The sequence below is a fragment of the Pseudomonas sp. S5D5 genome (genome assembly GCF_003013355.1).
Taxonomy (GTDB): Bacteria; Pseudomonadota; Gammaproteobacteria; order Pseudomonadales; family Pseudomonadaceae; genus Aquipseudomonas; species Aquipseudomonas aylmerensis.
Window position 1 is genome coordinate 2,644,674 of the sequence record NZ_PTEO01000001.1, and the last position, 13,192, is coordinate 2,657,865.

At 50.2% G+C, this 13,192-nt stretch carries 15 protein-coding genes; 4 read left to right on the forward strand and 11 right to left on the reverse strand.

Annotated features, from left to right (window positions below):
* Positions 1-33 precede the first annotated feature (33 nt).
* The 9 genes from C9990_RS12440 to C9990_RS12480 form a co-directional block, all read right to left on the reverse strand.
* Entirely contained in the window at positions 34-987 is a 954-nt protein-coding gene (locus C9990_RS12440) for a DUF4435 domain-containing protein (protein ID WP_106803453.1), read from the reverse strand.
* Positions 987-2,306, reverse strand: coding sequence for an AAA family ATPase (locus C9990_RS12445; protein WP_218277273.1), 1,320 nt, complete (start codon positions 2,304-2,306; stop codon positions 987-989). The genes C9990_RS12440 and C9990_RS12445 overlap by 1 nt, the downstream gene beginning before the upstream one ends.
* 361 nt (positions 2,307-2,667) lie before the next feature.
* Positions 2,668-2,880: a hypothetical protein gene (locus C9990_RS12450; RefSeq protein WP_106803454.1), complete on the reverse strand. Its 213-nt coding sequence runs from the start codon at positions 2,878-2,880 to the stop codon at positions 2,668-2,670.
* Between the two features lie 431 nt (positions 2,881-3,311).
* Positions 3,312-4,046: a hypothetical protein gene (locus C9990_RS12455; protein ID WP_157955067.1), complete on the reverse strand. Its 735-nt coding sequence runs from the start codon at positions 4,044-4,046 to the stop codon at positions 3,312-3,314.
* A complete protein-coding gene (locus C9990_RS12460) occupies positions 4,036-5,664 on the reverse strand; it encodes an RNA-directed DNA polymerase (protein WP_106803456.1) in 1,629 nt (542 codons plus the stop codon). Before C9990_RS12460 ends, C9990_RS12455 begins: the two co-directional genes overlap by 11 nt.
* Positions 5,665-6,394: 730 nt before the next feature.
* Positions 6,395-6,634, reverse strand: a complete 240-nt coding sequence (locus tag C9990_RS32735) for a Pathogenicity locus (RefSeq protein ID WP_106803457.1) — start codon at positions 6,632-6,634, stop codon at positions 6,395-6,397.
* Positions 6,635-6,907: 273 nt separating this feature from the next.
* On the reverse strand, positions 6,908-7,342 hold the full coding sequence (locus C9990_RS12470; protein WP_065907425.1) for a hypothetical protein: 435 nt from the start codon (positions 7,340-7,342) through the stop codon (positions 6,908-6,910).
* A gap of 137 nt (positions 7,343-7,479) precedes the next feature.
* Positions 7,480-8,037: a hypothetical protein gene (locus tag C9990_RS12475; protein ID WP_106803458.1), complete on the reverse strand. Its 558-nt coding sequence runs from the start codon at positions 8,035-8,037 to the stop codon at positions 7,480-7,482.
* Positions 8,038-8,343: 306 nt separating this feature from the next.
* The gene (locus C9990_RS12480; protein WP_106803459.1) at positions 8,344-8,727 is read right to left on the reverse strand and encodes a DUF1090 family protein; all 384 of its coding nucleotides are present in this window, start codon (positions 8,725-8,727) and stop codon (positions 8,344-8,346) included.
* 893 nt (positions 8,728-9,620) lie between these two features.
* On the opposite strand from C9990_RS12480, the gene C9990_RS12485 reads away from it, so the two are divergent.
* From C9990_RS12485 to C9990_RS32740, 4 genes are all read left to right on the forward strand, one after another.
* Complete coding sequence (locus tag C9990_RS12485) at positions 9,621-10,370, forward strand: hypothetical protein (protein WP_065907416.1); 750 nt, start codon at positions 9,621-9,623, stop codon at positions 10,368-10,370.
* 79 nt (positions 10,371-10,449) lie between these two features.
* Entirely contained in the window at positions 10,450-10,926 is a 477-nt protein-coding gene (locus C9990_RS12490; protein ID WP_065907414.1) for a GAF domain-containing protein, read from the forward strand.
* Positions 10,927-11,056: 130 nt separating this feature from the next.
* Positions 11,057-11,326 carry a hypothetical protein gene (locus C9990_RS12495; protein WP_106803461.1) on the forward strand — a complete coding sequence of 90 codons (270 nt, stop codon included), beginning with the start codon at positions 11,057-11,059 and terminating at the stop codon, positions 11,324-11,326.
* A gap of 269 nt (positions 11,327-11,595) precedes the next feature.
* Positions 11,596-12,108, forward strand: coding sequence for a hypothetical protein (locus tag C9990_RS32740; protein ID WP_083221464.1), 513 nt, complete (start codon positions 11,596-11,598; stop codon positions 12,106-12,108).
* A gap of 55 nt (positions 12,109-12,163) precedes the next feature.
* On the opposite strand, the gene C9990_RS12505 is transcribed toward C9990_RS32740, so the two are convergent.
* Together C9990_RS12505 and C9990_RS32455 are read right to left on the reverse strand one after the other, a co-directional pair.
* Positions 12,164-12,790, reverse strand: coding sequence for a helix-turn-helix domain-containing protein (locus C9990_RS12505; RefSeq protein ID WP_106803462.1), 627 nt, complete (start codon positions 12,788-12,790; stop codon positions 12,164-12,166).
* Positions 12,791-12,795: 5 nt separating this feature from the next.
* A complete protein-coding gene (locus tag C9990_RS32455) occupies positions 12,796-12,954 on the reverse strand; it encodes a hypothetical protein (RefSeq protein ID WP_168167070.1) in 159 nt (52 codons plus the stop codon).
* Positions 12,955-13,192 lie beyond the last annotated feature (238 nt).

Here is a 13,192-nt window from a genome sequence, read left to right on the forward strand (position 1 = left end):
AACGGAAAGCCGTTAGTTGTCAACTAATACTAGTTATGCTGCAATGACATTTATTTTTTTATGTAAGAAAGTGCGTAAGCAATCCGGCGTCTGGGCGTACTGTGATAGTGTGGATAATATATCGAGCTTTTCATTTTCAATCTCTATTTTCAGTTTATTTTTCTTATTGAAAATAATATTCCCCGCAGCGCTGTAATCAGCCTTGAGCGCTTTCAAAAAACTCTTGAATATCTGAAGTTGTTGCTTGCCCCGATACTTTTTAATTGGGTCGCTATTGGATAGGAATTGTAATGCTTCAGACAGAGAGTTCTGATCCAGCATAGAGTTATCTAGTTTTTTGAATAAGGAGTTGACGTTGTTGGGGTCGTATTTCAATGTGCAGGTTTTGAGGGACAGGTCAACTAGATCACAGGACTGCACATCGTTGAGGAAAATGCGTATTGGAGGCTTATTGTCTCTAACCATGATTGATCTGCTCATTGCCCATGCGTTAAATGCTAGGGCATGATTGGCCGCCTCACTCATTCTTTCGTTAAATAATTTGATGCATAGAGAGTGCTCCGACGCTAGATCATTGCAATCGGTAACATTAAATTCTGCCGAAAGAATTCTATTTAGGCATGTTTCATTTGCATACAAGTTCTCTACCGAGTAACACGGAGTCACATAAATTCGATCAGGATCTGGATTGATAAACCAATCCTCGTAATCCCTGTCGATAAAGCAGAGAAACTTACATTTTTTGTAAACGGAATGATTGAGAATTTTATCTCTTAGATCGAGAACATGGTCTCTGCCGCCGGTATTGATGCCCTTCCAATGCTCATCTCCAAAACTGGTGCTCAAACGACAACCGTAGTATTTTTCATCCTCACCTTCGAAAATACATATTATTGTATCGGGCGATTTTGAATGAATTCGTGTCATTTCTAAAAACTTTACAGAGTTGGTGCTGCCGGCTGCTTTAAGTTTCTGTACTCTAGTCATTACAGTTCCTTAATGTATTCGGCAAGATCAACCGTAAAATTTTCAAATTCATTTTCGAATATGAAAGGTGAGTGAGTTGTTGAGAATAAGAATTTACACATTCCTGAGTTCATGATGTCTGGTAATAGAGTTCGTTGCCATTCGAGCGATAATGAAAGTTCAGGCTCATCAAAAAATATTGCGTATTCGTTATGTTTCTGTAAGTAAAGTTTGGCAAATATTGAAATTATTTGCTTTTCTCCTGAGGAAAGCGATTCAAGCTCCACCGGGGTCTCATTTTTTCTACGTACGACTTGAACTGATACAATGCCTTCATTGTATTTGATCATCTTATCGCCAAGATACCGATTGCATACCTCGGTGAAGTTTTGAATTGCGCGATCGTTATCTCTCTGCTGCTCATAAACTTTGACAAGGTTTGATATGAAATATATCAAAGGGTCGTGATTGTTGAATATTTGATCAGAAGCGATAAGGAATAGAATTTTTTGCTTTGTGCTTTTGTCAATGTTGTTGCCGATGCGATCAAGAACGATTTTGACTGCATCTGGTTTTTTTATGCTTTCTTTTAGCTCGTCGTCTAAACTGAACCCCTCTGCAAGCTGACTCAACATTTGACCATTAACTTTTGAAAACCATTCTACCGAAGACTTCAAGATTTCTTGTGTTCTGGCTTTTATGAGGTTCTCCACGTCTTTCATCCCAAAATTAATTTGGTCATGGGTCTCCTCATTGGAATCAGTGTTAAGTCCTAAATCAATTTCAACGCGTCGATATGTTGGCAGGTAAAGAATGTCAGTTGGCATTTTTTCTTTTATGTCTGCGAATACCTTTCTTACTTTGTGTGTGAAGATTGTTGAGGAGTCTTTGGTAAAAAAGCGCTCAAGATAATTTAGCAGTTGTTTTTCGTCAAAATTTGATTTGATTGCTGAGCTTTTGAATATCTTGCTTGCTTTAAATTTAGAGGCGGACTCGTCAAGAAATGTGGTTATTAAATTATCGAGTTCGTCTTTGGGTAGTAGCGTCTTTAGGTGCTCGTAAAACGGATTTTTCTTTGCGTTGTCAACGATATCTAAATCGGCTTTATTGATATTGAATTTTGATCCGTCGGTGAAGCTTATAGATATAGAGGAAAAATCTACCTTTTTGAGTTTTACTATACTGCCGGTTACAACGTAGTATAACGTATTAAGGATCGTGGTTTTTCCATATCCATTTTCCGCAACGAGGATTCTGATATTGGAATCAAACCTTATGCTTACATCTCTTTCTTTAAATAAATTTTTTATCGTGAAGGTTTTTATCAGCGTGTTTTGCACATTAAACTCCTTGTATGTGTCGGTACAGATGACTGGCTGAGGTGGGATGATGGCGTATTAGCATCTTCTACGTCTAGCATGCGGAGGTATTTTTGCTTGCTGCGAGGCGTTTCTTCGATCCTTTTTCGCCAATGATAAGCCCATGGCAATGCTTTATGAGGCCTGTAAGTGGCTAAGCCCGAGAGGTCAAAGACTTTTTATTCAGCCTCCAGACTAGGCACTGCCATCGACTGCACCCAAGCGCAACGCCCTGCATTCTATGGGGATAGGGGGCCGGACGATCGTCTAAGGGCCAGAATAATCTTGTGGGGCGCTAAGGCATGCCTCATGTAATTAGCCTCAAACAATTGGACGCAGGCAGTCAGGGACCATTGGTTCTTAGTCTCGCCAGACCCTGCTTGATAAACCCCGCATTTTCGCCAATGACGAATAGTGCCCCACGGACATTGACCCCAACCTCACTCAATCCAAGTGCTTCGTTTTGAAGAGTCAGCTCCATCAGAGCAGCTTCTAATGCGAGCTGATTTTCGTACATTCTCTCTAGCAGATCAGCGAGCGAGTATTCCCTGATCATACGCACCTCTCCTTTAAAAATTAGAGCATAGCAGCAGTACTGCCGCTCGATCGTTTCCTACTAATTACCCAAATCGACAAACGACGCGGAGTTGGCGTTGACTTAACTTTCTGATAAATAAAGGGATGTTCGTGCATTACAAATCCGTCTACCCGGTTCGATTCCGACCTCTGCCTCCACTCTTGAAAACCCCTTAGATTAGCGTCTACTGGCTTTTTCTTCTGTGATTTGGTCATCGCTCACGCAACTTTTTGGACTGCTTCCTCAATCCAAACGTATCGTTGGTAAATTTCAGACGCCGTTATCGGTATGTCTCTCCTCGATTGGGCGTGGGATTATGCTCAAGACTGAGCCTGAGCACCCACTAACGGCCAACTACGGTCATCCGACATCTACAAAACCAAGTGCGATTCAAAGTGAGGCCTGTACAACTAAAAACTCTGGATATTCGTGAGGGTTGCAGCAAAAATTTGAAGAATCTCAGCCTTGCCTCGACCACCCCCGGTAAGCTGAATGAACTCATCAAAGTTGATACTCACGAGCTTGCCTGATCTAGGATTCATTAAGACGCACGACTTCCATTCCTCATTGCCAGTTTCTATCGCGGCCGAATAGCTCAAGAGCCAGTACATTGCCACTTGTCTATAATCGGCAGCGGAGAAATTAGTGGCAATGCATTTCACCTCAATTAACGTTGACCCGGCAAAAAAATCGCCATTCCCCGACGCGATCCAGCGAAATCCGGGTATTACCGGTGCGACGCCATAAGCCGATTTATGATCAATAGCTACTTTTTTGACCATCGTTACTAAATTGCCTGCTACACGCCGAGCGATACGTTGATCATTCGCCGAAATTTCCGATGGACTAATTGCGTCGAAGAATCTACTTTGCCTATCTGTTGCGATGGTTACGCATTCTCCCCACGTCGGATTCTTGCCAAGAACGAGTTGCTCACCTAGCGCGAAGGCGAGCTCAAATAAGAGGGATTTTTGCAGTTTACTTGCCTGAACCGCATCTGCTGGCACGGCGATCACAGCGCAATCGATAGCCATTTTGTTATAAAAGGATACAATGCTAGGTGTTAGTCCTGGGAAAATAGCGTTTAGGATACCAGGGATATTTCGAGCGATCGTTCTGGGATCACGGCCAGCTCTAATTGTCATCACACCAGCTCCGATATATACCGGCGAAGGTCGGACGATCTTTTCGCTCTATTCCTAGCATCCATGATTGCTCCAAGCTTGGTCCAATTTGACGCCGTAGGCCGTCTCCTTGGTCGCCAAATGACTTGGCAGCGAGCCATGTCAACCGCTGACATTCACCGTTGATTTCGCTCCAACGACTCGAAACAGAGCTAAAACCAGACCGATCTTTCCAAAGGCGCCAACAGTCTATGCACGCCCTTTTAACCGTGTGTGACGAGCTATTTTTATAAATACTTTGTACAAACCTAGCTCTGGCTGGCGTCTGCGCAAACTTCAGCACCCGCAGGTAGTGCAGCAAGCTGGCTTCAGCCTGTAATAAATGAGTAGAGTGTACAGACACTTTATCTATCACTGCATCCAGATCAGGGAAGATTTCCTCATATTCCACGTTCGCTCTGAGACTCGCTATACCTCGCATGATGGTCGACCAGGAGGCGCGAAAAGCATGTAAGTTATTCGATTCCAGTAGCGTCGACGCGAGTTGTAGCGCTACGATTGGACTATGGAACTTCAGGGTTCTACCTATTTGAGTTATCAGAAAATTATCCGGGAGCGACTTTTGCAATTCGTTGCCGAGCAATTTCTGAACATCTAGATTTTCGACTGTCATTTTTAGCGACTCATAATCGCCTTCTGGGTTATCAGAGTAAGGATCATAATGTAGGTCGATATGTCTCAAGATTCCAGCGTTGGTATCGTCGCCTCCAAGTTGCGCAGTAACATATTCCTCATAATGCTTGGCTGTCATCATTATAGTTTTCGACTTATTTAGCGTTATCCCATAGTCCGCGAGAGCGTGCGATAGGAACGCGAGTCCTGCGTAAGCGGCAGAATTTGAATGCGCAATAAGCACATAGTCATCGACATAACGATACCAACTTAAGCCGTCACGTGTCATTTGATGGTCGATAGAGTTCAAAAACAGTTCCGCCAAAATCCGCGAGCACTGTCCGCCAACAGGCAGTCCAAAAGACCGTCCAGCGGAAAACCTTGATAAAAGTGCAGTGATTTGGTTGCCTATCCTGCCATCCGGAAACAAGTCATCGATGAGATTTTCTAGGTAATGATGTGAGATGTGTTCGTAAAAGCTCGAGATGTCAGTTTGGACGACTATTGCACCATTGCGTGCGAGTGCAGCCTCTTTCGACGTAGCCTCTCTGAACGCTCTCCAGGATGAGCTCCGGTCGAATAGCTCAGAACCTGCCTCCGCCTGGAGCCTGTAGGAAAAGGTTCGCTGATCACGTCTCGGCTCTAACTGATCGGCGATAGCTACGCCTAGTCCGTTGAAGTAAATACTCCAAAACGGATGAAGCTTTGTAGTCACCCTAAATCCTGATGCACCTGTAGCGACCAACAGTCGTTCGCTAAATACATTTAATGATGCAATTTTTTTCTTGCTGTTGGGTGCACCATCTCTACGCAACTCCTCGGAAAAACCAAAAGCGACCTCTGCTAGCTCAGTTTGCTTAGCTGAAACGAAATTCGTGTCGACATCGAAAGGCAGCGTGTCGTTGTCGCCGTGCGCTCCGATATCAGCTGCTGCACGCAGAAAATGCTCCAGTTTTACCTCAGACATATCCTTATCCCCGGCAGACGAGCAGTATTAGTCAGGCATAGTGCGCCGACAATTCTTCATTCGCTGATCATCTCAGCACATCCGGTGCATGTCGATAGGTGGCCGTTAGCGGTAGATTCGGAGCGTCCGCTTATGGCCTAGACTGTGTAAAAACGTTTTCGAACGCGACAGGTACTCAAAACCGGATTAAACATCGCGCATCTGAGAGAAATCCACATCTGCTGACGTGCCGATAAATTTCAGATTTAACGTAAAGGCTCGTACTTTAATTTTGATGAAGCGTTGTTACACAACTGGGCCGAAAGCTATCACGACGTATTTCGTAAATCTTTGGCATTTCTGTGGTCTGCGGTCATTCGGCAGGACGCCGGGGAGGGCGAAAACAGTTCCCAAACTCAAAACGAACCCCCTGCAGAACGCGGCCTGTAGCCTGATCGGTAGGCATAAGTAATGGAACGCGGACGGTCTTCAGGACGTCGGCCCGCGTGAGTTTGCATAGCGGTCTTGAAAACCGGCGGACGTTAATAGCGTCTCCAGGGTTCGAATCCCTGGTTTCCCGCCAAGATTCAAACGAAAGCCCCGCAATGCGGGGCTTTTGCGTTTCTGGCGGTTGGCGGCTCTTTTAGTTAAAGCCCCGATCGTTTGCGCATCGTCTCAGGCAGTTTCCGCAACTCGATATCAGCGGGTCGGTTTCAGGGTCTCCCCCAGCATGTCTGCACCGGGCCGGGATTTAATCTGTAGAGCTCTTCTCAAGCTCCACTGCGGCGGTGATGGCTGCTCTGGCTTGAGGGCTGTTCTTCCAGCAAGTCGAGCCTAATGCCGCGGATGCTCGAGCCAGGATGTTACCCACATCTGATTTTCGAAGTTCGGCGAGCGATTCGATACCCATTTGCTCAAGTCGAGTCATTACCGTTGGCCCTATACCTTTGAGTGCGAGCAGAGCGGTTCTTTCATCCAATGAAAACGGCACTGTAAATTCCTTTTTTACCGACGAGTCCGCTTAAGTGTGCCCGACGCTAGAGAGTGCCTCAATAGGCCGGTATCCTCGTTTTAAGGAGGATGGGGTGGAATTTTGGCTTGGATACTCAGGACCTGTGGGTGGCGAAACCCCAAACGCAGTTGCAGTTATCTTCTCCACGGAAGCTTGTAAGGCTTCATTCAGATCGACAGACTCACACTTTATAAAATGGGTGAGGCGTTCAGAAGCTCGCGGTGAGCCATCTATCATTGGATGGCTCAGTTTTTAAAAGCCTGGGGGGATATACCCAGGTACATAAGGGACGTTCGTGCACTTGCCATGGAGGATGCGCCCATCCTCGATTCTAAAAAGTACGATTTTTTTGGCTTTGTTGACCGTCGCCTCAAGTTTGCAAGAAGAGCTGTGTCCGACCGTTTGATAATGTTCCGTGTACACCATGCCATTGCCCGTGTGGTTCATCGAGGTTCCTGCTGCTTCAGTATTGGTCCAACTTGAGGACTTATACCAAGTCAGGACCGCGAGCGCCTCGCCGTTCGGGCCTGTTTGCTTTTTCATTGAATCGGGCTTGCCAAATAAATCCAGTGCTTCTTGGAGGTCTCGCCCTTCCCAGCGGGACTGGGCAATGGTGCTACAACCATTCAAAAGCAGTACTGATGAAATGACCATCCCCAGCAACACTGCTTTAGCCAACTTTTCCATCCCGACGCCCTCTGTCTCGCTAAAAGTAAAAAACTAGATCTGATGCATGTCTTGGGGGCGAGCGAATACTTATCCATCGCGATGCCCGTTCAAGTTGACGCGCTCGCAACATAGCCCTCAGCGTGTGGATCGATTTGCTATTTATTGCCAAGTATGGAGTCCAGGTCCTCCATCATCTGACTTTTCTCGCGGATGGGCGCCAGCTTAAAGAACATCTGCTGGGTAATATTAATCATCTGCATATATTCCATCTTGCCCATCGCAATCATATCTTTGCTCTTCGGCGAGCAGACGAACTCAGCACTGCGCTGGACCCAGGGGTCTTTCACGTCCTGCCATTTTTCCGATACTTTCAAGTGCCTTAGGCTACCCATGCGCGAGACAGATTGACCATTGATAAATCGAAACTTATGCGTTGGGCACTGGACCTCCATGTTGTAGACATCAATCATGGGCTTGCCCAGTTCTTCATAAACTAAAGTAACGGCGACTAACTGGGCTCCCTTGGTTTTTTTAGAGGGCGTCACCGAAGTTCGATCTGCGACATAGGTCACATTCTTGCCGGGCGCGCCATCCCCGTAGATGATCCACCAATCTCCGGTGGGACTTGAGTCATTGGCCCATGCGCAAGTAAACACTGATAGGAGCGCAACCAATAGGAGACGACGTTGATTGTTTCCAGAATAAAAAGACATCGGTTGTTCAACTCCTTGAACTTGCGAAGTGGCTATCTAAGGCGTCAAGAAGCTAGCATCATGATGGGGGCAGTAACATAGAACAGATGTGCTAGTGGCATGTTGATGCCTAGGGGGGGGCGGATGCGCCGATTACATCCGTTTGGCCAAGGCATCTACGCAGCCCCAGAACGCTGGCCGCCGGCAGGCCAAGTTTTCAAATCGCACTACGGTACGCATGATCTATCGCTTCCAACAGTGCCTGGGGTGGACGGATACACATGAAAAAGCCCGCATTCGCGGGCCTTTTTCACTGCGTGTTACGGGCTACTTGAACAATCCGCCAATGGCGTTGATAGCATCCGCCGCCTTGTTGACGTTCTGCTGGCGTTGCGGGTTGGTGTCGACCTGCGCCTGGGTGTTGTAGGCAGAGTTGCTGCAGCTTTTGTTGGTTTGCGTGAGCGCCGCCTGGTAAGCGGTTGCGCGCAAGGTGTCGCCCTTGGCATTGGCGGCATTGATGTTTGCCTGCAGGTCGCGAACCTGTTGCTGGCAGGAGGCACTGTTGCTGTTATTGGCGTTGACGGTGCTGTTGTTGGCACCACCGAGGGCAGACGACAGCGCACCCGTGAGGGCACTCAGGTCGGCGGCGTGGGCGGGCAGGGTGAACAGGCTGAACAGGGCGGCGGCGGGTGCGAGTTTGGAAAGACGCATGGCAAACCTCAATGTTTTATTGCCTGCGCAACGCAGAAGTCCCGAGCTGGCGCAGAACAATATCCGTATAAGAGGTGCGCCCGGGCGGGAAAAATACTATTGGGTCGGTTATTGGCCTTCAATGTTGAAGTTCCATAAGTGTGAATCCTTTCACGTTGTACACGATGCATGGCTGCAGGAGTGTCATTACGCCACTATCTAAAGAAGGCTCCTGTGATTGCCCTATCAAATCGGAGAAGTTCTCCTCGCAGTGACGGAGTCATTCGAAGTTTGATGCCTGAAAAGGGTTTCGGCTTCATCCGAGGAACCCCGGCAATTTATCTAAACCAAGGCTCCCGAGCTCCGCGACGCTGAAGTGGTGTCTGCGCTTGCCCGGGGCTGGTTTGAGTCCAGCGCCACCGGGCAATTTTCAACGGGGCCTGCGGTTGGCCTGCATGTTCTTAACATCCTTTGGACCGCACTACGCGCCAGTTTGCCTGGCGGGCGTAATGGGCGCGATTCCAGGTAAACGGCAACAGCCCTCCATGCCGCACCAGCAGCAGAGTTAAAAGGCAGTGACGCACTGCTCAGCAGAAAAGCTGAGCCACCGAAAGCAAGCAAATTACCTGAACAAAGATTTGAGCTCTAATGGGGTGTTTCATCGCCGCGACCCTCCAGTACAGTTGCTGTTAAGAGAGAGATGGGTGTTATCAATCTTCCTTGGCTCGCCAAAGTCACTCGCAACTGTTCCTCTGAGTATAGTGCCTGCGCCGAATTCTTCACGTTTGATCCCCAGGCGTACGGTTTACAACTATCTGCCTGCCCCTATTGCACTTTTTTGCATTTCTCCTATCTATCTTTGTCGCAGCCCCGCCGATCCCCCGCGCGGGGCATGAGAACCAGATCGGGTGCCGATGGATCGCACGTTACTGTTATTCAAGATTCGATGGAGGCGCCAGCCACTGTGGCTGGCGGCAGTGTTAATGCTCTGTGTTGGCGGGTGTACGCAGCAGCAAGGGCAAGATATCGCCAAGCAGTTCAGCAATGGTAAACCCGATGAGTTTTTCCAGACGAGTGTCGATCGCATGGCCACCCTGGGCATGCGCGACAACTTGCAGAGCCTGTATTTGCTGATGAACAAGCTCTACCTGCGCAACCCCAACCAGTGGCGCCAGTCGGGTTACCCGGATGCGGTGAGCGCCGCGCGGGAAATACGCCAGGCCATTGAGCAGCGTCGCTCACTGCCGGCCCTTGGCGACCGCCGCGATTTGGCCGCGTTGAGTTATTCGCTGAGTCCGGAGTTCAAAGGCGACCGGGTCGGCGCCTTTATCTATGCCATCGGCAGCATGATTGTGACGGCCCACGGTGGCCGCACCGAGTTCTACATCACCGACTCGATCAACCCGCAGTTCGTCAGCAACGCCGCGCGCAATATCGAGAAGGCCACCTGGCTGCTCGGCAAGCGCCAGGATGCGAATGGCGTGCTGTTGCTGTTTTCCAACGAAATTTCGGAGGAGGGCAGCAACCTCAGCTTCGCCGTGGAGTTCGGCAAGATCGTCGCGCGCCTCGACCTGTTGACCCAGATGCTGGATGAACGCTACCGGCGCATTGGGCTCAATTACGCGCAGAGCCTGTTGCTGATGAATTTCCTGCCGGTGCAGTGATGCATTTCGTCGGCGTGGATTTAAGCCTCATCGCCAATGGCCGATGCAGGGGTAAGACCTGTCATGTGAGGAGCGTGTTATCAAACATCTAACCATTGAAGAGCTGGACGCGATCACAGAGATCGAAACCACTTCAAATATCTTGCGACTGACTTCGCGTTTGACCGGAATGCGCTTTTCAGCCATTTCCAAGATGACGGACACGCACTGGGTGGCGTGTGCGGTGCATGACGAGTTGCAGTTCGGGCTGGAGGCCGGCGACGAGTTGCTCGTGGAGGCCACGTTGTGTAACCAGTTACGCGCCAATCGCAAGTCGATCGTCATCGAGCATGCCAGTCGCGACCCGGTATTCTGGGAGCACCCGTTGCCCAAGGAGCATGGCTTCGAGAGCTATATCTCGTTACCCATCGTGTTCTCCGATGGCACTTTTTTTGGCACCTTGTGCGCGTTGGACGTGTTGCCCAGGCAGTTTGAAAACACCCAAATGCTCGAAATCCTGAGCATCTTTACGCGGCTTATCGGCACTACGCTGGAATTGCAGCGCAGCAGAGCCTGAACCCATCAAGGTGGTTTGCTGGGCTATGTCTCTTTTCTCTGTAGGAAACGGCCTATCTTGCATCCCGCCGCTTGAATCACCCCTCAGTGCGCAATAGCCTCGGACTTTTCCGAAAAAATGAGGCCCTCCCTTGGGTAAGCGAAAAACGGTTTGGCCGACAGACCGCGAAATACGCCTGCGCTTTATGCTCTTTGCCGTGATCGATGCCGCGAGTGTCCAGGGTGTTCCAGCGGAGCTGTTACTGCCCGCGCACGCACTGCTGCAAGGTTCGCCAACCGAAGCGCAGCTGCTGGGTGCCCTGGTTGAAATCCTCGGCGCCGAAGAAATGTACGGGTTCAGGTTTGCGCCGGGATCAGAAGCGCAAGAATTGCTGGACTTACTGGCGCAGCCTAGCGATTGAACGCCGTCGTTAGACCGTTTATTTCCATAAGATTGGACGACATGCCTGGATCGAATATCCATGACGTCGAATTGGCGCGTGTCACGGACATCCACGACGCGATAACAACGAAATGCCCACCATCACAGCCGGCACAGCTGTCTTGATCGACTAAGCTTCCCTCCGAACATCCGATCCTGCTGCTCTGTCGCCGTCTTGCGCCGCTGCCTGGCGTCTCTAGAATCGGCCCCAGAACTTACTCATTTCCTGTCGATTACGGAGTTTCGAACATGATGAATGCAATGCAGATGCCGATGAACACTTCCATGCCAATGATGCCGATGATGGGCATGCCGATGATGATGGCCACCATGAAATGCGAAATGGCCGCTGACGCCATGATGTGCACCATGAAGCCGGCGGCGGGCATGGACATGGCTCAGTTCAAGACCAACGCCGAAATGATGGCGATGATGATGAACTGCGGCATGCCGATGATGATGCAGTGCGCCAACATGTCGATGATGTGCATGTCCGCCGAAACCATGGCGATGATGTCGGGCATGAATATGCCGATGAACATGCCGATGATGTCGATGGGCATGATGATGCCGATGATGAAGTGCGTGATGGAGTGCACCCTGCAGGCTGACGGCATGATGTGCAAAATGATGCCGATGCCGGGCATGAGCATGGACATGATGAAAAACTGCTGCATGCTCATGAACAAAATGATGAACGACTGCGCGATGCCGATGATGATGAGCTGCAACGGCATGCCGATGATGTGCTGCACCTGCTGACAGGTAGCGCAATAAAAAACGCCCCGATGATTCGGGGCGTTTTTTTTTGCCGGGATTAATCCAGGCGTTCGGGGTAGGTGATCACCAGGAACGCCACGGCTTCGCTGTCCGCCGGGTTGCGGTAGCGGTGGGGCTGGTCGGCATAGAACAGGATCGAGTCGCCGGTGGAAAGCAGGTAGCGCTCATCGTTGACACTGACCTCCAGCACACCTTGCGCCACGACCAGGTTCTCCTGGATGCCGGGGCCGTGGCCTTCGGAGACTTCCTCGCCAAGCGCACGCAGGCGAATCTCGTAGAACTCCGACTGACGCGCCGTATCGTAGGGAAACAACGCGCGGCTGGTAAACGCGCCGTCGGCACTCACCAGGCGTTTGCTCTGGTGTGCCGGCAGCACCTCGACGCCTTCGAACGCGCGGTCCTCCAGGAACGCCGCGACCGACACCTTCAAGCCCTTGGCGATCTTGCACAGCACCTTGATCGACGGCACGCTGCGCCCGGATTCAATCTGCGCCAGCATCGCCCGGCTGACACCGCAGACACGCGCCAAGCCATCCAGTGACAGATGGCGTTTGCTGCGCAGGCGTTGCAGGTTATGCGCGACGCACAAGCTGATCACGTCGTCGTCAACAGTGGGTTTGGGCAGGGGTTCGGGTGGTTCGGGGAGCACGTGCAGGAAATTCATCGGCCTTACGCCCGGCGAGTATCGCTGGACGGTGTCGCCTGTGCGGTAAACACCGCCAGCCCGGCACGCGCCGCGTACATCGCCCACATCAGCTCAGCCGCGGCACGCGCCTGGCGGCGTTTGCGATGGAGCGTGAAGTCGATGACGGTGGCGGATGTTTGCATGGGGGCAGTCTCGTGCGGCGTGGTTGGTTCAGTGGCTCCACAGTAATGCCTGCCGGTTATTTCTTTAAATACTGAGTTTGCATGTGGTAATTCGATTTTGGACTTAACCCATAAATTGGGTCCGACACTGTTGTGGGAAGCGTCTGGTCCGTTAATAAGGCGTGACCTGGCGGGCGCGCCTGCCTTCCCAACACTGTTCGCGTGCCAGGCCCAGCCTGCCACGCCCCCGAATTCCAAG

Excerpts from the sequence above, each read along its gene's own strand:
- C9990_RS12485 (WP_065907416.1), top strand. The coding sequence starts at position 9,621 with ATGGATCGCACGTTACTGTTATTCAAGATTCGATGGAGGCGCCAGCCA.
- C9990_RS12475 (WP_106803458.1), bottom strand. The coding sequence starts at position 8,037 with ATGTCTTTTTATTCTGGAAACAATCAACGTCGTCTCCTATTGGTTGCG.
- C9990_RS12450 (WP_106803454.1), bottom strand. The coding sequence starts at position 2,880 with ATGATCAGGGAATACTCGCTCGCTGATCTGCTAGAGAGAATGTACGAA.
- C9990_RS12480 (WP_106803459.1), bottom strand. The coding sequence starts at position 8,727 with ATGCGTCTTTCCAAACTCGCACCCGCCGCCGCCCTGTTCAGCCTGTTC.
- C9990_RS32740 (WP_083221464.1), top strand. The coding sequence starts at position 11,596 with ATGATGAATGCAATGCAGATGCCGATGAACACTTCCATGCCAATGATG.
- C9990_RS12440 (WP_106803453.1), bottom strand. The coding sequence starts at position 987 with ATGACTAGAGTACAGAAACTTAAAGCAGCCGGCAGCACCAACTCTGTA.
- C9990_RS32455 (WP_168167070.1), bottom strand. The coding sequence starts at position 12,954 with ATGCAAACATCCGCCACCGTCATCGACTTCACGCTCCATCGCAAACGC.
- C9990_RS12460 (WP_106803456.1), bottom strand. The coding sequence starts at position 5,664 with ATGTCTGAGGTAAAACTGGAGCATTTTCTGCGTGCAGCAGCTGATATC.
- C9990_RS12505 (WP_106803462.1), bottom strand. The coding sequence starts at position 12,790 with ATGAATTTCCTGCACGTGCTCCCCGAACCACCCGAACCCCTGCCCAAA.
- C9990_RS12470 (WP_065907425.1), bottom strand. The coding sequence starts at position 7,342 with ATGGAAAAGTTGGCTAAAGCAGTGTTGCTGGGGATGGTCATTTCATCA.
- C9990_RS12455 (WP_157955067.1), bottom strand. The coding sequence starts at position 4,046 with ATGACAATTAGAGCTGGCCGTGATCCCAGAACGATCGCTCGAAATATC.